Source organism: Jilunia laotingensis (genome assembly GCF_014385165.1).
GTDB classification, from domain to species: domain Bacteria; phylum Bacteroidota; class Bacteroidia; order Bacteroidales; family Bacteroidaceae; genus Bacteroides; species Bacteroides laotingensis.
This window is the reverse complement of sequence record NZ_JACRTF010000001.1, coordinates 3,386,401-3,411,088: the sequence shown is the minus strand read 5'-3', so window position 1 is coordinate 3,411,088 and position 24,688 is coordinate 3,386,401. Positions and strand designations below refer to the sequence as shown.

Genomic DNA, 24,688 nt, shown 5'->3' with positions numbered 1-24,688 from the left:
TGCATAAATATTTATTCACTAATTTTACGAAAGTATGAAAAAGTTAACTTATTTGTTCGTTGCTGCAGCTGCCATTGGACTGGTAGCTTGTAACGGAAACAAACCAGGCTACGTTATTACCGGTACCGTTGAAGGTGGTGCTGATGGTGATACTGTATACTTACAGGAAGTGGTGGGCAGACAGCTTAATAATCTGGACACCGCCGTCATCGCCAATGGAACATTTACCTTTGATGGCGTACAGGATTCTACCGTAACCCGCTACATCTCTACAGGAAAAGGCAATGAGGTCTTACGCATCGATTTCTTCCTTGAAAATGGAAAAATCAATGTAGCCATGAAGAAAGATAATAATTCGGCTACCGGAACTCCCAACAATGACGCTTATCAGGAAATCCGCAATAAGGTGAATGCCCTCAGTGCAAAAGCCAATAAAATACAGGAAGCTATGGCTGATACGGCCTTGACGGACGAACTCAGAGTAGCTAACATGGAGCAAATGAATCAACTGGAAGAGGAATATGGCGAAATCCAGAAAGAAGGTATTAAGAAAAACATCAATAACCTTGTGGGAGTAAACTTATTTAAACAGAACTTCTACAACATGACTACGGAAGAAAATGATGCTTTATTGCAACAAATGCCGGCTCAGTTCCTAAATGACGAAGTGATTATGAAGATCAAGGAGATCACTGATAAACAGAAAGCGACATCCATCGGAAAGAAATTCCTCGATTTCGAAATGCAGACTCCTGACGGGAAGCCAGTTAAACTTTCCGATTATGTAGGTAAAGGCAAGGTTGTACTGATTGATTTCTGGGCAAGCTGGTGTGGTCCTTGTCGTCGTGAAATGCCTAATCTGGTGGAAGCATATGCTAAATATAAAGGCAAGAACTTCGAAATCGTAGGCGTATCTCTTGATGAGGACGGTGCCGCATGGAAAGACGCCATCAAGAAATTGAATATTACTTGGCCTCAGATGTCCGACTTAAAAGGTTGGAACAATGCCGGAGCGCAGTTATATGCTGTAAACAGCATACCTCAGACTATTCTGGTGGACGGAGAAGGTACGATTATTGCTCGCGGTCTCCACGGAGAAGAATTACAGACAAAACTGGCAGAAGTATTGAAATAAATCTTCTACAAGGAGGTTAGGCTCTGTAGCTTAATCCATCGTAAAGCGCATATTAATGTTGTATTGTAGCACATTAATATGCGCTTTTTGCATAAAATTCGGAATTTTGGTGAGCATTTCCATGAAAGCTGAACAAATTCGTGAATCTACCGAAACTCCATTTTTATTTCTTATCATTTACGCATACATTTGGAGCATCAAACTAAAAACTATATGCGTATGAAAAAATTTAATGTTACTTTAGCAGGACTTTTTGCAGTAAACTGTCTATTTGCACAGGTTACTATATTAGAAGAGAGCTTTACACCAACCGGGGTATCCAATGACGGACTCGTAGTTGGCTATTATGATCAATCATCTCCTTATTCATTATGGAATCCAGAATCTGGTGAGATGACCGAAATCGGAGGTGTTTCCGCAGGAAATGGAATCGGTGGAAAAGCCAAATTTTCGGTAGATGGAAAATATATATCAGGTACAATGTGGACGGAATGGGCTTATTCTAAAGAATGGGAAAAAAATACTCTTACAGACTATCCTTATACATTCGATCATATCTGTAATGTTCCAAGAATGACTGATATGATGTTTGCTGTCGGGTATGATGCAAATGATGACAAGGGAGTCGTGTTGACATCAATGGATGGAAAGTTTTGGTCTCGTTCCGTTGAATCTCAAAAAGGACTGGAAGCCATCTGTTTCTTAACCGATGCAGTAGGTATAGTGGGTGGCAAAGACGGTATGTTTGCATATACAACAAACAGAGGAAATAGTTGGCAAAGCATAGATCCCCGCCCGGAAGGTTGTAATGATGTCATTGCATCCTACAAGACTATTGATTTCATACAGGAAGAACCTTATTATGGAGTAGTAGGTGCCGAACTGGCAGATGGAAAATTTACTGCTTATCAATCATCTGATGGTGCGGAAACTTGGACTCAAACTACAGGAATCACAGGTGTTCCATTATGTATCACTCATGTCAATGACATCTTCTATATGGGTACAAAAGAAGGCCATATTCTGAAGTCAACAGATCACGGTATCACGTGGGAGAAAATATTCACTTCAGGAGGATTTCTTCAACCGATTATGCCAATTCATAAAATAAAATTTGCCAATGCAAACATAGGGATAGCTACCACCAATACATTTATTTACCGCACTACGGATGGAGGAGCCACTTGGAAAGTAAACGTAGTAGATGATAATATTTCTCAAAAGGCTAGTTTATATGATGCTGTTTGGATAGATGAGAACAATGTCATTATAGTAGGATCGGAAGGCTACGCTTATTCATCAGTCGATGCAGGAGCAACTTGGACTAGATTGAATATTGAGCCCGATGGAATATCAGATTTGAAATCAATTGTCATGACTGAAAACACGTTAGCTATCGGTGGAATCAACGGCAATCTATACCATCAAAAACTTACGGATAAAACAACTGTAGGTAGCATGGGAAAATATGATATCACAACGAACGAATGGACTCCGTTAGGCAATTTGGGATGTATCAGTGATGGTATTTCAATAAGTAGCGGATATGCCATATCCGGAGATGGAAAAACCGTTGTCGGATTGGCAAGTACAGGACAACCTAACCAAGCTTCCATCGGTAGATACTCACACGCCATAGCATGGAATGAGGAAAAAGGTACTATTGATTTAGGTAGCCTCTTCGATAATAAGGGCAGAAGTACACGAGCCAATGTCGTGAACTATGACGGTAGTGTCATTGCCGGTTGGCAAGATGAACGCGGTCCTTGGCATTCAGCCATTTGGCGTAAAAATACAGAGGGCGGGTATACTCCGAACGAATATATATTAATCGACCCGGAGGCAGATCCCAAAAGCGATGATAACCATGCAATGCAGGCGGAAGCCATTTCATTAGATGGAAAATGGATAGGTGGAAGCGGAAGATCTATTCAAAGCGGACCTCTCTCTATCCTTTCGGATGACCAGTTAATAGCCAACCAAGCTTGGATTTGGAGTGAGGAAACCGGCTTCAAACGATTGGGAATGATCAGTGAGTTAGAAAATAATGAAGCTGCCGTAGCACATGTTTCAGGAATTAATAATGACGGAACAACTGTCGTGGGATTTATTGAAGTCGGTAATTTCATGTATGGCTTTATCTGGACTAAGGACGGAGGCATTATGAGTATAAATACCTATTTGGCGGATATTATGAAGTACAATATCGGTGAATATCATTATGCATCGATTCTTGATATGTCTCCCAACGGTCGTTACATTACCGGATGGGGAATCAACAATAATACCAGTTCATTATTCACCTGTCAAATAGATCTTTTGTACAATCCTGCAAGTATCCAAACTCCCGGCAAAGCAGAGAGCATAGCCACAATTTATCCTAATCCCGTATCGGATGTACTTCATATTGATTTACCTTTCGAAGGAGAAGCACAAATCAGATTGGTCGATGTACAAGGACGAATTGTTATAAATGAGGAAACCTATACCTCTCAAAATAGTTATCCCGTAAATACTATTGAATCGGGTCTCTATATCCTCGAAGTAGTCACTGAAGGAATGCACAGGACCTATAAAATAAAAATCAATCATTAATGGAATAAGGATATCCGTAAGGACCCATTTCTAAGAAAGGGTTCTTGCGGATTCCTCTTTTTCACAGAAATAATGAATGAAATATACTTGATGTTAGTATTTCAATATTGCATGACTCGATGCAAAAAGTCATTATAACAAAATAAAAACTACATTTCTATAATATTTTCTTGGAATTCTTCATATATTTGGAAGTTAAACTACGAAAACGACATTCAAAGATATGAAGAAGCTATCTACTACTATACTATTATTACTCTTCATTCCACTGCTGTTTATTCGAAGTGAAGAGGTTAAAAAAGACACGTTCTTCGAACGAGTAAACACACTTTCTACACAAGAAATTATTCAGTTAGGTGACCATTATCAAAAGGAATCGGACACAGCCATCGCACTATATTCCATATCCAACAGACGATATAATGAGAATATGAACGAAGAAGAGAAACAACTCTGCGTAACCAGTTTTCTTAAGACAGGTGACATTTACTATAATCAAGGAAATTACACCAACGCTTTCGATCATTATATCCAAGGATTGAAGATCTGTGAATCATGTCTCAATAAAGAGCGTTTACCGGACATTTATTTGAAATTAGGAAGTGTATATTGCACTTTCCTCGATTACGAGATGGGAATCAGTTATTATGAACGTGCTTATGATCTTTCCAAAACCTATCCGAACCCCAAAAGGGAGTATAGTTTACTTACTAACTTAGCGGGAGCCTATAACTATTTGAATAATATCGAGGAAGCCAAGAAATATTATTATCTGTCAGTACAATTGACACATCCCAAGGATACTTTAAAAAACTATATGAATTTGCTGAACTGGGGGCTAATACTTGTAAACGAAAAAAAATATGCGAGTGCCATTAAAACGTTCCATCAGTCTGTACTATTCGCCAATAAATGCCAAATGGAACCAAGGTATGAATGTTCATCTTATGAGGAATTGTACAAGACTTATCAATTAATGGGTAATAATGATTCTACACTTTATTATTTAAAAAAATGTAGCAATATGGCACAAGAAAATGGATTAGCCAATATATTAATCCAAAGCATGAAGGCATATTCTGATCTTTACGAAAAGATGGGTAACCCTCAGAGTTCTCTACTCTATAAGGGGAAATACTTATCATTGGCAGACTCCATTTTCAATGTCCGTGAATTCAATAGAGTTAAACATACACAATCCATCTACGAGATGGAAAAAACAAACAAAGAGATATCCTTTCTCAATGCAGAAAAAGAGCAAAAAGAGGCCAAAATAAAAATACAACGTAAAGTATTATGGGGGATATTATCCGGTTTTCTGATCATAAGCGGATTTCTTTTGTTCGTCTATTACCAAAAGAAAAGGTTGTCACAGGCTTACAAAAATTTATTTAATGTCAACCTTGAAATAATAGCATCCGATCATTACAATAAAACACTTCGGTTACAATACGAAGAGAAGCTACAGACCGCTCATAAAGCTTTAGAAAAATACCAGAATACAGAACAAAAGTCAATGGGAAAAATTACGGATGCCGATCCATCCCCTGCTCTTGAAAATCTTGAAAAATATCAGAGCAGTAACCTTGCCGATGAGCAAAAACGAACGATATTGGACGCAATCAATCAGGTCATGGAATCTACAGACGTATATTGCAAAGAAGATTTTTCACTGGAAAAGTTGGCTGTCCTCGTCAATTCAAACAGCAAATATGTTTCACAAGTCATCAATGAGACTTATCATCGGAATTTCAATATCTATATCAATGAATACCGTATACAAGAAGCCCGTATACGATTGGCAGATGTAGAAAAATATGGCAATTATACCATCAAAGCCATCGCTGAAAGTGTAGGATATAAATCGACCACAACTTTTACTAATGCTTTCAAGAGCATAACAGGTATAACACCTTCTATTTTCCAAAAGATGGCTAAAGAAGATACGGAGAAAAAAAGAGAACAGTAACCATCGCTACTGTTCTCCTTCTAAATTCATATTTTATCCTTTCGTATTATACGAACCAACGTACATAACAGAAATCCTGACGATGTGGAAGATCCGGATTCTTCGGGAACATACGGTAGGATACTTTAAAGCTTCCTGCATTAGACAAGCTGTGCTTAGCCTGGAACGTATACAAGCTACCTTCTTTCTTAATCACACTGAACGGTTCAACCGAATAAATATGCTGTTTACCGTCACCAGCCGTGTAAGTAGTTACCAATTCAAGTCCGACCGCATCATTCAAGCCTTTTTCATCGATTACAAAAGTGATGGTATATTCTTTTCCACTTTCAATATCACCATTGGCAATTTCTTCCGAAACTTCTCTAGAAACCACTTCAATGGAATCCCATTTTTCAACAACTTCTTCTTTCCATGCAGCCAATTCTTTCGCCTTGGCATTGTCATTTGCCGATAACATCTGGAAACGTTTTGCTTCCTTAGTATAGAACTTGCTATAGTAATCGTCCAACTGACGTTTCATTGTATAATGCGGAGCTATTTGTGCCACAGAATTCTTTATGGTCTTCACCCAACCTTCGGAATATCCTTTCTTGTTACGTGCATAAAAGAGAGGAAGAATCTCCGTTTCCAAAATACTGTAAATGGTAGCAGCATCCAGCTGATCCTGATGTTCCTGATTTTGATAAGTACGTTTTTCGGTCAATGCCCAACCAGCACCTTCACGGTAACCTTCCAACCACCATCCGTCAAGTACGGAGAAGTTAATAACCCCGTTCATCAAAGCTTTTTCACCAGATGTACCGGATGCCTCCAAAGGACGAGTCGGAGTATTCAACCAGATATCTACACCTGAAACTAATCGACGGGCTAACTGCATATCATAATTCTCAAGGAAAATGATCTTACCTAAGAATTCCGGACGACGGGAAATCTCGATGATTCTCTTAATCAATCCCTGCCCTGCACCATCGTGTGGATGAGCTTTACCTGTAAAGAGGAATTGTACCGGATAATCAAGATTGTTCACGATCTTAGCCAAACGATCCAAGTCGGTAAACAACAGATGCGCACGCTTGTAAGTGGCAAAACGACGACCGAAACCGATCAGCAATGCATTCGGATTGATTTTGTCCATTAAAGAAACGATACGTGAAGGATCACCTTGGTTCTTCAACCATGTTTCGCGGAACTGCTTGCGGATATAATCCACCAACTTGTTCTTCATTATCATACGAGTCTTCCAGATTTCCTCGTCTGGCACATTGTAGATTGCTTCCCAAATTTTCGGATTAGACTGATCATACAAGAAGTTCTCATTAAAGTATTTCGCGTACAACTGCTTCCATTCCGTAGCACTCCATGTCGGGAAGTGAACACCATTCGTCACATATCCTACATGGCTTTCTTCAGGAAAATAACCTTTCCAAATGGATGAGAACATCTCCTGAGAAACTTTTCCATGCAACCAGCTTACACCGTTTACTTCCTGTGAAGTATTACAAGCAAATACCGACATACAGAAACGTTCACCCTTATCCCCCGGATTGTTACGTCCAAGATCCATCAGATCGTCCCAAGTAATACCCATCAAGGCAGGATATCCGCCCATATACTTACCGAAAAGACCTTCGTCAAAATAATCATGACCTGCCGGAACCGGAGTATGAACAGTATAAAGAGAAGAAGCACGTACTAACTCGATAGCTTGGTCAAAAGTCAGACCTGTAGCAACATAATCACAGATACGTTGTACATTAATCAAAGCCGCATGCCCTTCGTTACAATGATAGACATCTTTCTTGATACCTAATGCCTTCAAAGTCAAGATACCGCCAATTCCCAACAGGATTTCCTGTTTCAGACGATTTTCCCAATCACCGCCATACAACTGATAAGTAATGGAACGGTCGAACTCACTGTTCATTTCATTATCAGTATCCAGTAAGTAGAGAGAAATACGACCTATATTAACACGCCATACATTAGCATGTACGAAGTAATTCATATAAGGAACTTGCACTACCAATGGTTTACCTTCAGCATCCAATACACGGTCAATAGGCAACTGACCGAAATTTTGTGCCTCATAATTGGCAATCTGCTGACCATCCATTGATAATGTCTGCGTAAAGTAACCGTAACGATACAAGAAACCTACTGCACACATATCCACATTACTGTCAGAAGCCTCTTTCAGATAGTCACCAGCCAAAACACCAAGACCACCGGAATATATTTTCAGAACATGTGTCAAACCATATTCCATACTGAAATATGCCACTGAAGGACGGGTTGAGTCCGGTTTGACATCCATATAATCTCTGAACTTTGAATATACATCATTCATGCGTTTCAAGATTACTTTATCTTTCGATAGAGCTTCCAGTTTCTCGTAACTCATGCGTTCAAGAAGAAGTACGGGATTCTGGCCAACCTCTTTCCACAGAGTCGGATCCAAATCTCTGAACAATTCAGTTGCCTCGTAATTCCAAGCCCACCAAATATTGCGTGCTATCTCAGACAACTTTTCCAATTCTGCCGGAACACGAGATTTTACAGTAATCTCTTTCCAGTTCGGAGTGTTCACATTACTAACTCTTACTTTCATAATGTTATTATTTACTTGTTGATGAATAATTTTTTTAGTTAAGCTGACGCTTCACCGCATTACGCAAAGCGATGTCGTAAGCCTCATAATAGTATTTTATAAAGTGTTTCCATAAAGCCTTCTCAGCTATCTGAGCAGCACGTTTGCGAATATCTTTTATTTCTTTTTCTTCTTTGCCTGAAAAATAAGAGATGGTATCTTTTATACTATCAGCTACTTCCGAATAGTTATAATCGGAACGATGTACCACTTCTACTCCCTCCTCAATACTATTCTGACCTTCCAAACTCTTTACCCAAAGTCCAAAACCGGCAAGATCAGTTGTTATAGTAGGAACCTTAAATGCAATACTCTCCAATGGCGTATATCCCCAAGGTTCATAATAAGATGCATATACGCTCAAGTCTTCGCCTAACAAGAGATCATAATACTCTTTATTCAATATGCCATCTTTCCCGTTCAGATAACAAGGTACAAAAATCACCTTTACTTTATCTTCAGGATTATTATTCATGCCAAGATATTTCAACATGTCAAGTACCTGGTCATGTGTCATGTTATGCAACCAATGCGTGATAAACGGAACTTCAAGCGGAGTATCAAAAGTATCCTTACTTTTTAATCTTGCCTGTAAATCTTCACGCGGATCTCCTACCCAACCCGGGACATTAACAAAAGCCAACACCTCTTTTTTAAGGTTTTTATCACGATTCAACCGGTTCAGGGATTCCAAAAAGACATCGATTCCTTTATTTTTAAATTCATAACGACCACTAGTACCGATAATTAACGTATCATCGCCCAATTTGGTTCCCAATAGTTTATTGGCAACGTTCAACATGGTCGAACGTGCGCGTTTCCGTTTGCTTGTGAAAGTAGCTCCTGTAGGTACAAAGTCATCTTCAAATCCATTCATCAGCACCACGTCGGCAGCCTTATCAAGCAACTCTTTACATTCATTATTAGTAATTTCACTTACTGTCGTAAAACAATCCACATGATGTGCAGTTTGCTTTTCAATGGAATGTTTAGATTCCATATTCAATTCCCGTGCCATCTGATCGCCATTGTAAGCAAAAAGATAGTCATAAAGCGGCTTATTATTACCTGCAATCGAACGCCCTATAGAAGTGGCATGCGTTGTGAAAATAGTAGCAATTTCAGGAACCGCGAGTTGCAAATATAGCGCTCCCAGTCCAGTCATCCATTCGTGTGCCTGATAAACGACTTTGTCGTTTTTCGTCAGATTATAACGATAAAAGCTTTCAACTACTTTACCGGCAGCAAACGAAAACATAGATGCTTCATCATAATCTCCGTAAGCATGCAGTGAATCAACCTGAAAATGATTCCACATTTCAGTATATATTTCATTCTTGCTTTCAAAGAATGATTGAAAATCAACTAAAATGACGATAGGTGTCCCGGGAATATTCCAACGTCCGACACGGACGGAAAGATTATCTTTTTTAAGTGCATGTTCTTTCCATGCAGTACATAGATTATCGGATTCGATAAACAAAGGATTATCCTTACCTTGCCATACATCCGGACCAATAAAGAACAATTTATCACGAAAAGCGGTTTGCAATGTGTTTGCCCTAGTAGACAAAACGGTGTAGATTCCTCCTACTTTATTGCATACTTCCCAACTGGCTTCGAAGATATAATCGGGGGTTAATAAATCTTTTACCATATAATTGTTTAGACCTCTTTTTTATTAAGCAGGTGCAAAAGTACGCATTATTTATTGAAAAATAATGCTTTATACGGAAAATATGAGTTAATAGGAAACAACAAACGTTTGCAAAGCCCTTTATGAAGGGAGTTACAAATAAAAAAAGCTCAGACATCCTTATGATGCCCGAGCTTTTTTATAGAAAAATTTAAGTTATTTAAATCGCTTATACCAATGCACTACCAATCAAGAAAGTAGCAGCCAAAGCAACGATTGCATAAAGTTCCGGGAATACAGCAAGAATCAAAGTATTACTAAATACGTTGTGTCCCTGACCGATTGCAGCAATACCATTTGCACAAACCTGTCCTTGACGGATAGCAGAGAACAAAGCAACCAATCCCAAAGCAATACCTGCACCCAAAACTGCACACCCCTGAATAGCTGTGATGTTCGGAGTCAAAATACCAAAAATAGTCTGGAACATAAAATAACCAGCAAATCCGTAAAGTCCTTGTGTACCAGGAAGTGCAGTCAATACAAGGAAGTTACCAAATGCACTATCATTCTTTTTCAATGCACCGATAGCAGCGTTACCTGCAATAGTAACTCCATAAGCACTACCAATGCCTGACAAACCAACCATTACTGCGATGCCGATGTAGGCAATAAACAAATTCATTTCCATAATTTCAATTTTATTTTTTAGTTTATTATTCTATTTAATTATTTATTTTTTAAATGGTTTGTACTCTTTACCACCGCCTTCGTAACCGGAATTCTTAAAGAATTCGACAAATGTCAGACGCATAGGGTGAACCATTGCACCAAGTACATTCATAAAGATATTGATGGCATGTCCGATCAGGAAAATCAAAACCATCACGATAGGCCCTAATATTACATTATCGGGGCTCATACCTTTTGCAAGGCTATTGAACACTCCTGCCAGAATACCTCCGGAAAGCCCGAGAGCAAACAAACGGACATAGGAAAGAACATCGCCCAACAAACCTGTAACCATGTTATATGTATCCCACAAGCCAAGACCAATATTCAGGAATATATTCTTTCCCGGACTATTAAATAAGAAGATCATTACACCGGAAATAGCAAGTATCACCAGATGTACAGTACCTCCCATAGGCATTACTTTGGGTAACAATGCAGAAATAGCCATGGATAACAGTAAAATGATCCATCCAATAGTAGCTATCGCATATTTGAAGCCAAACTGTATCGTTTGGTTGACAGCTTTAAGTACCATACCGAAAATAATCTGTATCGCACCTAGTATCAACGATAACTGGAACATATCGTTATTGTCCAAAAGCACTGCATGCTTCAAACGTTGTACTATCGGCCAGTCAAGGTCATAGATATTTGCTCCGAAGAAAGTTCCCGTAAGCAACCCACAGAAGAAAGTGGATGTAGCCAACACTTGAATCAACGAAATAATTGATTTAGTCGAAGGAGTCAACTTCTTTGCCATAAGTCGATAAGCAGTAGCACCTACAAACAAGAGCAATCCATAACCGGAATCTCCCAAACAGAGTCCGAAAAAGATCATAAAGAACGGAGCAAAGAACGGTGTCAAGTCCAGTTCATTATATTTCGGCAACATATACAACTTACAGATCGGTTCAAACCAAGAGAAAAATCCCTTATTGTTCAGTTCAATCGGTACATTATCGTCTGGTGCAGGATCAGATATCTCATAATAGACATGAGATGAATCAAGAAATGCTTCTATTTCAAGTTTATTACGGGCAGGTGCCCAACCTTCCAAAAGCATCAGCTTCTCTCCGGCAGCTTGTTCCGTACTTAATACGACCTTGGAGAATTCAATGTTGTTCTGCAATTCTTTCAAGGCCTCTTTCAATGAAGGAATATCCTTTTCGGCAAGTGCGGCAAGCTTTTGTTCATTTTCTAAAATAGCCTGCTTAGTTTCCGAATGTAATTGCTCTACACGTGTAAGTGAATACACCGGAAGTTTAGCCTGTTCGACATCAAGATCAACTTCCACATCTGCTTTCGTTACGGTAATAAAATATATCTTAGATGAGATATGGCTTATAATCATTGCATTATATTCCGTTTCCCATTCTTCTTTATAATTACCTTCCGAGCAAGTGTAAAAACCAATCACATATCCGGCATCTTTTAGGCGTTGTAAGCTATCCGGGTCAAAATCACCCCATGCCTGCAACGCTTCCCGTTCCTTTGTATAGATCTGAAGCTGCTGTGTCAACCTGTTTTTCTCAGCCTGCAATGCATCAACTTCATCCAATACTTTCATACCCCGGTCTGGAGTTCCACCGTCTTTCAACGCAACAGTCCCTTTTTCCAGCTTTACATTTTGCAGCAACTTCAATGTAGCTGCCAAACGTGATGACAACCGGACATTTTCCTGTAATTCGGCATTTTCGGCTGCTCCCTGCTGTTTCTCTACGATGTGTACCACACCCAGTTCACGGAGACTGTTCAGAAAATTTTCATATTCCTTATGATAAACAAGGAATGTGAGTTTCTTCATTTTTGTAATCATGCCTCTACCTCCTTCCTTTGTTCCTGATGAGACTTCATGATCTTTTGCGAAGATTTGGACAAGTTTTCTTCGTCCTCCATAAAACGTTTAATCTTTCGCAATGCATCCTGATAGCCTGGTATCTGTACCTTCTCAAAAAGATTTACTTTTTGAGTGGTCTTTTTCCTTGCATGTTCCAATAAGTTCAACTTAGCCAATGTAAACTCTCTTTCAATAGCCGTATGTGCAAGCTCTTTAAGCAGATGCAAGCCGTCGGCATACCATTTGGGAGCATTAAACAAGCTATAAGGCCGTATCTCAAAATCTATATTTTCGAGTAACGGAACTCGTACACCTGCAATCTTTTTCACACCAAGATGAACATCATTTACTTTTATCAATGAGGAATCAAACTCATTCCAAAGTGCGAACATGGCTTCATAAGCCTGGATTTGCTTTTCCAGCCTTTCCTCTAAATCGACTGCTTCTATTTTGCAGCGCTTCACTTCCATACGCAACGCACTCTCCTTATTTTTAATGATAGGAAGTGTACGCACACGCACTTTCAACTGTTTTTCAAGTTGTTGAAGCGAAGTTTTATTATATTGAAATTTTATAGCCACGTTGTTTCAATTACTAATTTATAAATTACTAATTATTTGCCTTCCTCGGGCCAATACTGATCAACAAGTTCTTTCTTGATATTGACCTCTTCAGGACGGAAATACTTGCCGAACAATCCCCAAGCTACATCCAACATTTCAGTAGTGTCGAGGTTAACATCAATAGCAAGCAATTGATTAGAATAATCCTTGGCAAAAGCCAAAGTACGTTCATCATAATTGGTCAAATCAAAACCATTTTCCAACTTGGTTTTAGCATTAGCAGCATCAGCGTATAGACGTACGGCCGCATTCATTACCTGAGGATGGTCTTTACGTGTTTTCTTACCAGTTACCAACTGTTTCAAACGAGAAAGTGAACGGAACGGGTCAACAATAACCTTACCAATATCACTATCACGACGCAAGAACAACTGACCTTCCGTAATATAACCGGTATTATCCGGCACAGCATGTGTAATATCACCTCCTGATAAAGTTGTCACAGCGATAATTGTAATAGAACCACCTGACGGGAACTGTACAGCCTTCTCATATATCTTTGCCAAATCTGAGTAAATAGAACCTGGCATGGAATCCTTTGAAGGAATCTGATCCATACGGTTGGACACGATTGCCAAAGCATCGGCATAAGATGTCATATCAGTAAGCAACACCAATACTTTTTCATTATGCTCTACTGCAAAATATTCCGCAGCAGTCAAAGCCATATCGGGAATCAGCAAACGTTCTACCGGAGGATTTTCCGTTGTATTCATAAAGCTGACGATACGGTCGAGTGCGCCTGCATTCGAGAATACGTTTTTAAAATACAAATAGTCATCATTGGTCATACCCATACCACCCAAGATAATCTTATCTGTTTCAGCACGCAAAGCTACATTTGCCATCACCTGGTTAAACGGCTGATCCGGGTCTGCAAAGAATGGAATTTTCTGTCCTGATACCAATGTGTTATTCAAGTCAATACCTGCAATTCCGGTCGCAATCAACTCCGAAGGTTGTTTACGGCGAACCGGATTTACTGACGGACCACCAATGGGAACTTCCTGTCCTTCAATTTCCGGTCCCCCATCGATCGGATCTCCAAAGGCATTGAAGAAGCGACCTGCAAGTTGCTCGCTAACTTTCAGCGTAGGAGATTTACCTAAAAATACGACTTCGGCATTGGTAGGAATACCTTCCGTACCCTCAAATACCTGCAACGTCACATCGTCACCGGCAATTTTTACCACCTGAGCCAGTTTGCCATTTACAGTGGCCAACTCATCATAACCCACTCCTGTTGCTTTCAGCGAACAGGTAGCTTTAGTTATCTGAGTTATTTTGGTATATATTTTTTGAAATGCTTTTGTTGCCATCTCTATTTAATTACAAATTACTATTTACTAATCATTATTTGACACTTCTCTCGGCAATCAGCTCTTTCAACTGCTTCTGGAAACCTTCATACTGCTCTGATTTAAATTTCGAGTAGTTCATCTGTTTGCAGACATTGATCATCTTTTTAAAGTAATCCATTACTTCGTTGAAGTTATCAAATTCAAACTCTGTATGACAAATATCGATTACCATATTCAGAATGTCTTCTTGACGCTCCATTGGAGTCACAGCATCAATTTCATCAAATGCATCTTGTTGCAGGATAACAAAGTCGATCAATTCCGATTTCCAGAAAGTCACGTGATATTCCACTGGTACACCATCGTCACCTAGAATATTAATCTGCTCGGCAATTTCCTTACCACGCTGCAAACGCGTCTTTATTTCGTTTACTTTACCAATCCATTCATCATTGATATGCTCGGAAATATAAGCTTCAAACTCAGGATATTCAATATATTTGGAATAGGAGTCAATCGGATTCACTGCCGGATAACGTTTCTTATCAGCACGATCTTGTTCCAAAGCATAGAAGCAACGTGCCACCTTTTTCGTGTTTTCCGTCACAGGTTCCTTCAAATTACCACCTGCCGGTGATACCGTACCTATAAATGTGATAGACCCGGTTTCTCCGTTGTCCAGTTTTACATACCCTGCACGACCGTAAAAATTGGAGATGATAGATGACAAATCCATAGGGAATGCATCAGGTCCAGGCAACTCTTCCATACGATTGGACATCTCACGCAAAGCCTGTGCCCAGCGAGAAGTAGAGTCAGCCATCAACAAGACTTTCAATCCCATTGAACGATAATACTCAGCCAATGACATTGCAGTATATACAGATGCTTCACGGGCAGCTACAGGCATATTAGATGTATTTGCAATAATGATTGTACGTTCCATCAATTTACGCCCAGTATGTGGGTCTACCAACTCAGGGAATTCAGTAAAGATTTCCACAACCTCATTCGCACGTTCACCGCAAGCAGCGATAATTACAATGTCAGCTTCAGCCTGTTTAGAGATAGCATGCTGAAGTACGGTCTTACCCGTACCGAACGGTCCAGGGATAAAACCGGTTCCACCTTCAACAATAGGATTAACAGTATCAATTACCCGTACACCAGTTTCCAGTAATTTGAAAGGACGAGGTTTTTCTTTATAATTTGTCATAGCCCGTTTAACCGGCCACTTCTGAATCATGTTTACCAGTACATCATTACCCTCTTCATCCGTCAGAACAGCAATAACATCCTCAATCCGATAATCTCCTTCAGGCACTATAGACTTTACGGTACATGTTCCCTTTTGTGTAAAAGGAGCCATAATTTTCAAAGGCTGGAAATTTTCATCTACTTGACCCAGCCACGCAGAGGCTTGTACTTTATCACCTTCTTTTACCAAAGGTACAAAATGCCATACTTTTTCTTTATCCAATGGATATGTATATTGTCCTCTTTTCAAGAAAACGCCATCCATCTTATCGAGGTCATTCTGAAGACCATCATAATTCTTCGATAACATGCCCGGTCCTAATGTCACCTCAAGCATGTGTCCAGTAAATTCGGCTTCAGCTCCTACTTTCAGTCCACGGGTACTTTCAAACACCTGAACATACACATGCGAACCTACTACCTTAATAACCTCCGCCATCAATCGGTCACCACCTGTCGAGATATAGCATATCTCATTCTGAGCTACCGGTCCGTCAACGACGAGGGTCACCATGTTGGCAATAACGCCACTAACAGTTCCTTTTGTTGCCATATAATTTTTTAGTTTATTTACTTGAATTCTGCGGGAATCTGTACTTCATTCTTCAGCGATTCAATAATGCTTCGGAACAATTGATTTCCCTTTTCTTTATCCAATGATATCCACCGTTCAATCATTTCCAGTTGTAACAAGAAAGCGAAAATACGTTCAATCGTAAAATAATCGAAAAAAGTAGCTTCGTCTATCCAATCCCAACGCAGTGAATCCAGTTTCTTTTCACGTTCGATAAGCTCTGTGATCTCACTGATTTTAAGTAATTGTTCAAAACATTCCACCTCACCCGATAATCCGAAATCACGGGCTCCCGAAGTACGCAATGCCTCACATACCTCCGTATCACCCACAACATTCTGAGCGATATCCCATTTATACTTACGAGCTGTGAAAGCAACCAGGATATTATTGACTGTCTGATTAAATTCAAACCAAGATGCTACAAATTTATTTTCGCATTTCATAGCATATGCATAATACAGTGCTGCCAGATGATCTTCCAACAATACTGCACTTTCAGCAGGCATACTAAAATAATCGGAAATAAAAGTAGAAAGATAAGAAGGGAATTCTTTAGCACTTACCTCACCCCCTTCTTTGATGGTAGCGATGTATTCATTCAGTTCTTCAGCAGAGAAATTCCCCCGCATATCAATAATAACATCCTTATCTTTCAATAATTTAAGAACATTTGTATTATCGAATTTCAGATAGAACAAATCCATCAACTTCTGATCCGAAGTAGAAAGTCCGGGATAAATTTCCGTCTTAAAATCGGCTACTGTATAATTCAGTTTGCTATCTTCTAGTGTAAGTTCAGGCAAACCGGCTACCAAGTAATAATATTTATTCATAACAGTTCTCTTTAGAATAGCATTTCTACCAACTGAGGACGCAAGAACTCTTTAAAATAGTTCATAAATTCCTCTTCTCCGAAGTTCACCTTATAAGAACCATCCGCCGGAGAGACAGAGAACAGTGTTTTAATACCATTTACTTGTTCGATTTTCACACCTTTATCAAGAAGAGCTTTGGCATTTGCAGCGAAATATTTTTTCAACGATTCAGCATCGGCTGTAGAAATAATAATCGGCTCGTTTACACTCCATTTTGAAGCAAGTGCAACAATGAATGCATTTAGAAAATCTTTATTCTGCGCAAAATCTTTCACTTGGGCAGTCACAATCTTATCGGTAATGATTGTTGCAATCTCCGATTTTAATGCATTTACAGCTTGACCAGCAAACAACTTTAATTCTGATTTGGTATTTTCTGCCAGTTCGTCGGCAGATTTGTGAGAGGAGGCAATAATTGATTCCGCTTGTTTATGAGCTTCCTCAATAATCTTCTTCGCTTCTTCCTGAGCATTTACGATAAGACGCTTGGCTTCTTCATTACCTTTTTCCACGCCTTCACGATAAATCTTATCGGTCAACTCTTGAATTTTGTTTTCCATATTTACGGACTATTTAGAAATTTATATTATGTATCTAAGTGTGTTTATCAGATTTTCGCCCAAATGTACAAAAATACATTTGATAACGAAAAAAAGCGGAAAAGAAAAAGAAGAAGTTTTTTAAAAATCGTGTTTTAGCCCTATTTTCCTATCATTTTTCCGCAAATTCAAGGGATATTCAGGAATAATATAGAAAAACACACAGAAGCCCTTAGCTTTTTACGTTGATTGAAAGCCGGGCGGCCCGCGGCAAAAAGAAAAGCCCCCCCGCGTCCCTTCAGGGGCGCGGGGGGGCGGCAAGACGGCGGCTACCTACTCTCCCACTGTTACGCAGTACCATCGGCGTGGCCGGGCTTAACTTCTCTGTTCGGGATGGGAAGAGGTGGAACCCCGGCGCTGTAGCCACCTGAATGAGGCGGACATGACGGAAAAGCAAACGAAGGGCGAACCCGCAGGGCGGGGCGGAAAGCGCCGGGCGGACGGAAGTGGACGGGCAATTAGTAGGGCTCGGCTGTGGTATTGCTACCTGTACACCTGCCCCCTATCGACGTCATCGTCTATGACGACCCTAAGAAATCTAATCTTGTGGCTGGCTTCGTACTTAGATGCTTTCAGCACTTATCCAGTCCCGACTTAGATACCCAGCGATGCACCTGGCGGCACAACTGGCAGACCAGAGGTCGGTCCAACACGGTCCTCTCGTACTAGTGTCAGAGCCACGCAAATTTCATGCGCCCACGATAGATAGAGACCGAACTGTCTCACGACGTTCTGAACCCAGCTCGCGTGCCACTTTAATGGGCGAACAGCCCAACCCTTGGGACCTTCTCCAGCCCCAGGATGTGACGAGCCGACATCGAGGTGCCAAACCCCTCCGTCGATATGAGCTCTTGGGAGGGATCAGCCTGTTATCCCCGGAGTACCTTTTATCCTTTGAGCGATGTCCCTTCCATGCGGAAACACCGGATCACTATGCTCTAGTTTCCTACCTGATCGACTTGTGAGTCTCCCAGTCGAGCGCCCTTATGCCATTACACTCTGCGGACGGTTACCAATCGTCCTGAGGGCACCTTTAGAAGCCTCCGTTACACTTTTGGAGGCGACCACCCCAGTCAAACTACCCGCCAAACAGTGTCCTCGCAGCGCGAGTTAGAACTCAAATAACCGAAGGGCCGTATTTCAACAGCGACTCCGCGGATACTGGCGTACCCGCTTCAATGTCTCCGGCCTATCCTACACATCAATTACCCAAATTCAATGTTAAGCTATAGTAAAGGTTCACGGGGTCTTTTCGTCCCATCGCGGGTAATCGGCATCTTCACCGATACTACAATTTCACTGAGCTCACGGTTGAGACAGCGTCCAGATCATTACACCATTCGTGCAGGTCGGAACTTACCCGACAAGGAATTTCGCTACCTTAGGACCGTTATAGTTACGGCCGCCGTTTACTGGGGCTTCAATTCAATGCTTCCCTTGCGGTGACATCTCCTCTTAACCTTCCAGCACCGGGCAGGTGTCAGGCTGTATACGTGATCTTTCGATTTTGCACAGCCCTGTGTTTTTGTTAAACAGTTGCCTGGACCTATTCTCTGCGCCCCGCCTCGACGGCGGGGACCCTTTATCCCGAAGTTACAGGGTCAATTTGCCTAGTTCCTTAACCGTGATTCACTCAAGCGCCTCAGTATATTCAACCCGACTACGTGTGTCCGTTTGCGGTACGGGTACCTCGAAGATTAAGTTTAGCGGATTTTCTTGGGAGTATGCTTACGCGCACTATTGGATTGTCCGTAAGGACGCTCCATACTATCAGGTTCGACTCAGACCCCGGATTTGCCTGGGATCATCGGCATCTACACCCTTCAACCAGCTATTCCGTCAGCTGGCGGCGCTGTCACTCCTCCGTCTCCACGTCACTCTTCAAGGTAGTACAGGAATATTAACCTGTTCTGCCATCGGCCTCACCCTTCGGCTGAGCCTTAGGACCCGACTGACCCTGATCCGATTAGCGTTGATCAGGAAACCTTAGTCTTTCGGCGAGGGGGTTTCCCACCCCCTTTATCGTTACTTATACCTACATTTGCTTTTCCACACGCTCCAGCATGGCTCGCGCCAAGCCTTCGACGCCGAGTGGAATGCTCCCCTACCGATACTTGCGTATCCCACGGCTTCGGTAAAACGCTTGATGCCCGATTATTATCCACGCCAAACTCCTCGACTAGTGAGCTGTTACGCACTCTTTAAATGAATGGCTGCTTCCAAGCCAACATCCTAGCTGTCTTAGCAATCTGACTTCGTTAGTTCAACTTAGCGTTTATTTGGGGACCTTAGCCGGTGGTCTGGATTCTTCTCCTTTAGGACACGGACCTTAGCACCCATGCCCTCACTCCCGGGGTAAAACTAATGCGCATTCGGAGTTTATCAAGACTTGATAGGCGGTGAAGCCCTCGCATCTTATCAGTCGCTCTACCTCACATTAGTAACCCCCGAGGCTGCACCTAAATGCATTTCGGGGAGTACGAGCTATCTCCAAGTTTGATTAGCCTTTCACCCCCACCCTCAGCTCATCCGGAAGCTTTTCAACGCTTATCGGTTCGGTCCTCCAGTTAGTGTTACCTAACCTTCAACCTGGCCAAGGGTAGATCACTTGGTTTCGCGTCTACTCCTTCCGACTTGACGCCCTGTTCAGACTCGCTTTCGCTTCGGCTGCGCGTCTCGAGACGCTTAACCTTGCCGGAAAAAGTAACTCGTAGGTTCATTATGCAAAAGGCACGCCGTCACGGCCAAAGGCCGCTCCGACCGCTTGTAGGCGCATGGTTTCAGGGACTATTTCACTCTTCTGTTCGAAGTGCTTTTCACCTTTCCTTCACAGTACTGGTTCGCTATCGGTCTCTCGGGAGTATTTAGCCTTGCCGGATGGTCCCGGCAGATTCACGCAGGATTCCTCGTGTCCCGCGCTACTCAGGATGCCACTAGGGTTCAGTTGGGGTCGTGTACCGGATTATCACCGTCTATGATCTCACTTTCCAGAGAGTTCCACTCGCCAACTTTCGTCCCACAACGTGGTCCTACAACCCCATGCATGCCGTGACATGCATGGTTTGGGCTCTTCCCCGTTCGCTCGCCACTACTAGGGGAATCATTGTTTATTTTCTTTTCCTGCGGGTACTAAGATGTTTCAGTTCCCCGCGTTAGCCTCCATCGCAGGATGGATAGTATCCCTTCAGGATACTGGGTTGTCCCATTCGGAAATCCGCGGATCAGGGGTCATTTGCACCTACCCGCGGCTTATCGCAGCTTATCACGTCCTTCGTCGCCTCCGAGAGCCAAGGCATCCGCCATGCGCCCTTTATTACTTCTGTCCGCCGCCGCGGGAGCGAGGACGCGTTCGCACACGTCAGCGCCACCCCGGACGGCTAATACTTTCAGCTTTTCGCTTTTCGTTTACTTTTGTACATCATGTCAAAGATCGTGTCCCCTCAGGGAATGTGGAGAATAACGGATTCGAACCGTTGACCCTCTGCGTGCAAGGCAGATGCTCTAGCCAGCTGAGCTAATCCCCCTTCTCAGAAGACGGCCGGGCGGGGTTCCGGACGGGGCCGGAGAGGACCCGAGGGGAAGGGCGTCGGCCTTCTGGAAGTAGTCCCAGGCAGAGTTGAACTGCCGACCTCTACATTATCAGTGTAGCGCTCTAACCAACTGAGCTATAGGACTAGTTCAACCCGGTCTGCGTAGACCCGGCTTCTGTTTTCTCTTGTTCATCTATGCCCGCAAAGAACACGGGCGGTCGATCATATCTATAAATAAACAAGTACAAGCAGGACAGGTAAAGAACCGGAAAGAGATAAAACGCGGCACCGCTCCAGAAAGGAGGTGTTCCAGCCGCACCTTCCGGTACGGCTACCTTGTTACGACTTAGCCCCAGTCACCAGTTTTACCCTAGGGCGCTCCTCGCGGTTACGCACTTCAGGTACCCCCGGCTCCCATGGCTTGACGGGCGGTGTGTACAAGGCCCGGGAACGTATTCACCGCGCCGTGGCTGATGCGCGATTACTAGCGAATCCAGCTTCACGAAGTCGGGTTGCAGACTTCGATCCGAACTGAGAGGGGCTTTGGAGATTGGCATCCCGTCACCGGGTAGCGACCTGCTGTACCCCCCATTGTAACACGTGTGTGGCCCCGGACGTAAGGGCCGTGCTGATTTGACGTCATCCCCACCTTCCTCGCATCTTACGACGGCAGTCCCCCCAGAGTCCTCGGCGTGACCCGTTAGTAACTGGGGATGAGGGTTGCGCTCGTTATGGCACTTAAGCCGACACCTCACGGCACGAGCTGACGACAACCATGCAGCACCTTCGCAGACGCCTTGCGGCCGTCCCGTTTCCGGGACGCTCGTCTGCAATTCAAGCCCGGGTAAGGTTCCTCGCGTATCATCGAATTAAACCACATGTTCCTCCGCTTGTGCGGGCCCCCGTCAATTCCTTTGAGTTTCACCGTTGCCGGCGTACTCCCCAGGTGGAATACTTAACGCTTTCGCTTGGCCGCTTGCAGTGTATCGCAAACAGCGAGTATTCATCGTTTACTGTGTGGACTACCAGGGTATCTAATCCTGTTTGATACCCACACTTTCGAGCATCAGTGTCAGTAACAGTCCAGCGAGCTGCCTTCGCAATCGGAGTTCCTCGTGATATCTAAGCATTTCACCGCTACACCACGAATTCCGCCCACCTCTGCTGCACTCAAGGCCCGCAGTATCAACTGCAATTCCGCGGTTGAGCCGCGAACTTTCACAACTGACTTACGAGCCCACCTACGCTCCCTTTAAACCCAATAAATCCGGATAACGCTCGGATCCTCCGTATTACCGCGGCTGCTGGCACGGAGTTAGCCGATCCTTATTCGTGCGGTACATGCAAAACGCCACACGTGGCGAACTTTATTCCCGCAAAAAAGGAGTTTACGACCCATAGAGCCTTCGTCCTCCACGCTACTTGGCTGGTTCAGGCTCCCGCCCATTGACCAATATTCCTCACTGCTGCCTCCCGTAGGAGTTTGGACCGTGTCTCAGTTCCAATGTGGGGGACCTTCCTCTCAGAACCCCTATCCATCGAAGGCTTGGTGGGCCGTGACCCCGCCAACAACCTAATGGAACGCATCCCCATCGGCGGCCGAAATTCTTTAGCCCGGGGGCCATGCGGCCCCCGGGCGCCATCGGGTATTAATCTTTCTTTCGAAAGGCTATCCCCGGGCCGCCGGCAGGTTGGATACGTGTTACTCACCCGTGCGCCGGTCGCCATCTTCCCATTGCTGGGAAATGCTGCCCCTCGACTTGCATGTGTTAAGCCTGTAGCTAGCGTTCATCCTGAGCCAGGATCAAACTCTTCATTGTAAAAGTATTGTCGAGACCCGGGGCATAAGCCCCGGGCCGTTCTTGCTCTGTCATGGATGCCGCGATTTATCAAGAAAACCACCGGAACCGGGCCGAAAAAAAACGGCCCGGGCCGGAAATGACGGTTCTTTATCTTGGACCCGGCCCACCGCCCAAAAGGGCGGGGGCCGGGATGTACTACTTGTATTGTTTATCAATATTTCAAAGAACTATTCGTCGCTCGGAAAAGCCTTGCTTTCAAAAGCGGGTGCAAAGGTAAGGGATCCGTTTCAAACCGCCAAACGTTTCCGCGGTTTTTTTTCGTTTTTTTCTTCCCGGGAGGGAAGACCCAGACTTGCGGGCCGGACGGGAAGGAAAAAAGGACATCCACACGGGAGCCGAAAAAATTCGGGCCGCATGCCTCCTCCATCACCCTGACCGGTGGAACGCGCTTCTCAGAATGTCAATCTCTCAGGCTAGGCTTCTCTTGCTAAGCGGATGCAAAAGTAGCCCTTTTGGGGACACGAGCAAAACTTTCGGGCACTTTTTTTGAATCTTTTTTGAATAAATATCGTAAAGAGCTGAACATGAGGAACCTCGAAATGAAAATGCCCGGAAGAAAAAAAACGGGGGAAGATGAACAGTACATTATTATATATGAAGGCGGAAAAAGAAAAACGAAGAAAGGGGGGAAAATGAGGAAAAAACAAAAGAAAAAGAGCGAGGAAGGAAGAAAATGAAGTATCAAAAACGACAAGAGGAAGAAAAATAAATGCAGATAATACGGATTACTACTACTAAAAAGGGAATTCAAATAAACGTTCTTTTCTATTGCAAAACATGTATTTTAAGGCATTGTTAAAATGCATATTTTAAATGCAAGAAATACATAGTTTATACCACGTAATATATACGCCTGATATTTAACAATTTAAATAGATATAAAATCTGACATGAAGCTTTAAACAGAACATTAGCCTACTAAAAATTGAGACTCCGCTTCCAACGCCAACAACCCCTTTTTAACTTCCAAACCACCTCCATAGCCGATCAGTTTACGGTTACTACCAATAACACGATGACAAGGAACAAATATAGATATTGGATTTGCTCCGTTAGCAGCAGCTACTGCACGAACCGCATTCGGATTTCCCAATCTTTGCGATAATTTACCATAAGATAAAGTTGCACCATAAGGGATTCCCAACAATTCCTGCCATACTGATTTTTGAAAATCAGTTCCTACAAAAAGTAATGGTATGTCAAAAACCTTTCTTTTACGAGCAAAATACTCATCCAATTGACTAATTGCCATTGCAATGACCTCCGTACTACCTATCACATATTTAGCATGCAGCTCATTCTGCATTCTTTTATCAATCTTGTATCGGCGTTTTTCTTCGACCCAATCACACATGCAGAGCTTACCCTCAAATGAACCAAGTATCAACTCACCGAAAAGTGATTGATAAAATTGAATTTGAATCTCTTTCATATATTCAACTCCCCATATTATATTAGCCCCTGTTCAAATTCTCTTCAAAAAGAAATCTCTAAAAAAGGCTGAGCA

At 42.6% G+C, this 24,688-nt stretch carries 14 protein-coding genes, 2 tRNA genes and 3 rRNA genes; 4 read left to right on the top strand and 15 right to left on the bottom strand.

Annotated features, from left to right (window positions below; translation table 11 throughout):
- Positions 1–34: 34 nt before the first annotated feature.
- The 3 genes from H8744_RS13050 (at position 35) to H8744_RS13040 (ending at position 5,699) form a co-directional block, all read left to right on the top strand.
- Positions 35–1,135, top strand: a complete 1,101-nt coding sequence (locus H8744_RS13050; protein WP_262435249.1) for a redoxin domain-containing protein — start codon at positions 35–37, stop codon at positions 1,133–1,135.
- Positions 1,136–1,354: 219 nt separating this feature from the next.
- The gene (locus H8744_RS13045; RefSeq protein WP_262435248.1) at positions 1,355–3,730 is read left to right on the top strand and encodes a T9SS type A sorting domain-containing protein; all 2,376 of its coding nucleotides are present in this window, start codon (positions 1,355–1,357) and stop codon (positions 3,728–3,730) included.
- A 223-nt stretch (positions 3,731–3,953) separates the two neighbouring features.
- A complete protein-coding gene (locus H8744_RS13040) occupies positions 3,954–5,699 on the top strand; it encodes a helix-turn-helix domain-containing protein (RefSeq protein ID WP_262435247.1) in 1,746 nt (581 codons plus the stop codon).
- Between the two features lie 46 nt (positions 5,700–5,745).
- Here H8744_RS13040 and H8744_RS13035 read toward each other — a convergent pair whose 3' ends face one another.
- The 14 genes from H8744_RS13035 to H8744_RS12970 all read right to left on the bottom strand — a co-directional run bounded on the left by H8744_RS13035 (position 5,746) and on the right by H8744_RS12970 (position 23,139).
- Positions 5,746–8,310 (bottom strand): glycosyltransferase family 1 protein, encoded by a 2,565-nt coding sequence (locus H8744_RS13035; RefSeq protein WP_262435246.1) that lies wholly within the window; start codon positions 8,308–8,310, stop codon positions 5,746–5,748.
- Positions 8,311–8,344: 34 nt separating this feature from the next.
- On the bottom strand, positions 8,345–10,006 hold the full coding sequence (locus H8744_RS13030) for a glycogen/starch synthase (protein ID WP_262435245.1): 1,662 nt from the start codon (positions 10,004–10,006) through the stop codon (positions 8,345–8,347).
- Positions 10,007–10,214: 208 nt separating this feature from the next.
- Positions 10,215–10,676, bottom strand: a complete 462-nt coding sequence (locus H8744_RS13025; protein WP_262435244.1) for an ATP synthase subunit C-like protein — start codon at positions 10,674–10,676, stop codon at positions 10,215–10,217.
- 42 nt (positions 10,677–10,718) lie between these two features.
- Positions 10,719–12,536, bottom strand: a complete 1,818-nt coding sequence (locus H8744_RS13020; RefSeq protein WP_305067371.1) for a V-type ATP synthase subunit I — start codon at positions 12,534–12,536, stop codon at positions 10,719–10,721.
- The gene (locus tag H8744_RS13015) at positions 12,533–13,138 is read right to left on the bottom strand and encodes a V-type ATP synthase subunit D (RefSeq protein WP_262435242.1); all 606 of its coding nucleotides are present in this window, start codon (positions 13,136–13,138) and stop codon (positions 12,533–12,535) included. Before H8744_RS13015 ends, H8744_RS13020 begins: the two co-directional genes overlap by 4 nt.
- A 32-nt stretch (positions 13,139–13,170) precedes the next feature.
- Positions 13,171–14,499 carry a V-type ATP synthase subunit B gene (locus tag H8744_RS13010; RefSeq protein ID WP_262435241.1) on the bottom strand — a complete coding sequence of 443 codons (1,329 nt, stop codon included), beginning with the start codon at positions 14,497–14,499 and terminating at the stop codon, positions 13,171–13,173.
- Positions 14,500–14,533: 34 nt separating this feature from the next.
- Positions 14,534–16,291 (bottom strand): V-type ATP synthase subunit A, encoded by a 1,758-nt coding sequence (locus tag H8744_RS13005; protein ID WP_262435240.1) that lies wholly within the window; start codon positions 16,289–16,291, stop codon positions 14,534–14,536.
- A gap of 17 nt (positions 16,292–16,308) precedes the next feature.
- Positions 16,309–17,148: a DUF2764 domain-containing protein gene (locus H8744_RS13000; protein ID WP_262435239.1), complete on the bottom strand. Its 840-nt coding sequence runs from the start codon at positions 17,146–17,148 to the stop codon at positions 16,309–16,311.
- 11 nt (positions 17,149–17,159) lie between these two features.
- Positions 17,160–17,750: a hypothetical protein gene (locus tag H8744_RS12995; RefSeq protein ID WP_262435238.1), complete on the bottom strand. Its 591-nt coding sequence runs from the start codon at positions 17,748–17,750 to the stop codon at positions 17,160–17,162.
- A 299-nt stretch (positions 17,751–18,049) separates the two neighbouring features.
- Positions 18,050–18,160, bottom strand: a 5S ribosomal RNA gene (gene rrf / locus H8744_RS12990).
- A 67-nt stretch (positions 18,161–18,227) separates the two neighbouring features.
- Positions 18,228–21,112 (bottom strand): 23S ribosomal RNA (locus H8744_RS12985).
- Positions 21,113–21,239: 127 nt separating this feature from the next.
- Positions 21,240–21,313, bottom strand: a tRNA-Ala gene (locus tag H8744_RS12980).
- Positions 21,314–21,390: 77 nt separating this feature from the next.
- A tRNA-Ile gene (locus H8744_RS12975) sits at positions 21,391–21,464 on the bottom strand.
- Positions 21,465–21,616: 152 nt separating this feature from the next.
- Positions 21,617–23,139: ribosomal RNA gene (locus tag H8744_RS12970) — 16S ribosomal RNA — on the bottom strand.
- The 16S, 23S and 5S rRNA genes sit together here with 2 tRNA genes alongside, the layout of an rRNA operon.
- A 539-nt stretch (positions 23,140–23,678) precedes the next feature.
- Here H8744_RS12970 and H8744_RS12965 point away from each other — a divergent pair.
- The gene (locus H8744_RS12965) at positions 23,679–23,858 is read left to right on the top strand and encodes a hypothetical protein (protein WP_262435237.1); all 180 of its coding nucleotides are present in this window, start codon (positions 23,679–23,681) and stop codon (positions 23,856–23,858) included.
- A gap of 233 nt (positions 23,859–24,091) precedes the next feature.
- Here the strand turns inward: H8744_RS12965 and H8744_RS12960 are convergent, their stop codons facing one another.
- Entirely contained in the window at positions 24,092–24,613 is a 522-nt protein-coding gene (locus tag H8744_RS12960) for a methylated-DNA--[protein]-cysteine S-methyltransferase (RefSeq protein ID WP_262435236.1), read from the bottom strand.
- Between the last annotated feature and the right edge of the window lie 75 nt (positions 24,614–24,688).

Coding starts and splice junctions, on each gene's coding strand:
- H8744_RS13050 (WP_262435249.1), top strand. CDS start 35: ATGAAAAAGTTAACTTATTTGTTCGTTGCTGCAGCTGCCATTGGACTG.
- H8744_RS13045 (WP_262435248.1), top strand. CDS start 1,355: ATGAAAAAATTTAATGTTACTTTAGCAGGACTTTTTGCAGTAAACTGT.
- H8744_RS13040 (WP_262435247.1), top strand. CDS start 3,954: ATGAAGAAGCTATCTACTACTATACTATTATTACTCTTCATTCCACTG.
- H8744_RS13035 (WP_262435246.1), bottom strand. CDS start 8,310: ATGAAAGTAAGAGTTAGTAATGTGAACACTCCGAACTGGAAAGAGATT.
- H8744_RS13030 (WP_262435245.1), bottom strand. CDS start 10,006: ATGGTAAAAGATTTATTAACCCCCGATTATATCTTCGAAGCCAGTTGG.
- H8744_RS13025 (WP_262435244.1), bottom strand. CDS start 10,676: ATGGAAATGAATTTGTTTATTGCCTACATCGGCATCGCAGTAATGGTT.
- H8744_RS13020 (WP_305067371.1), bottom strand. CDS start 12,536: ATGATTACAAAAATGAAGAAACTCACATTCCTTGTTTATCATAAGGAA.
- H8744_RS13010 (WP_262435241.1), bottom strand. CDS start 14,499: ATGGCAACAAAAGCATTTCAAAAAATATATACCAAAATAACTCAGATA.
- H8744_RS13005 (WP_262435240.1), bottom strand. CDS start 16,291: ATGGCAACAAAAGGAACTGTTAGTGGCGTTATTGCCAACATGGTGACC.
- H8744_RS13000 (WP_262435239.1), bottom strand. CDS start 17,148: ATGAATAAATATTATTACTTGGTAGCCGGTTTGCCTGAACTTACACTA.
- H8744_RS12995 (WP_262435238.1), bottom strand. CDS start 17,750: ATGGAAAACAAAATTCAAGAGTTGACCGATAAGATTTATCGTGAAGGC.
- H8744_RS12960 (WP_262435236.1), bottom strand. CDS start 24,613: ATGAAAGAGATTCAAATTCAATTTTATCAATCACTTTTCGGTGAGTTG.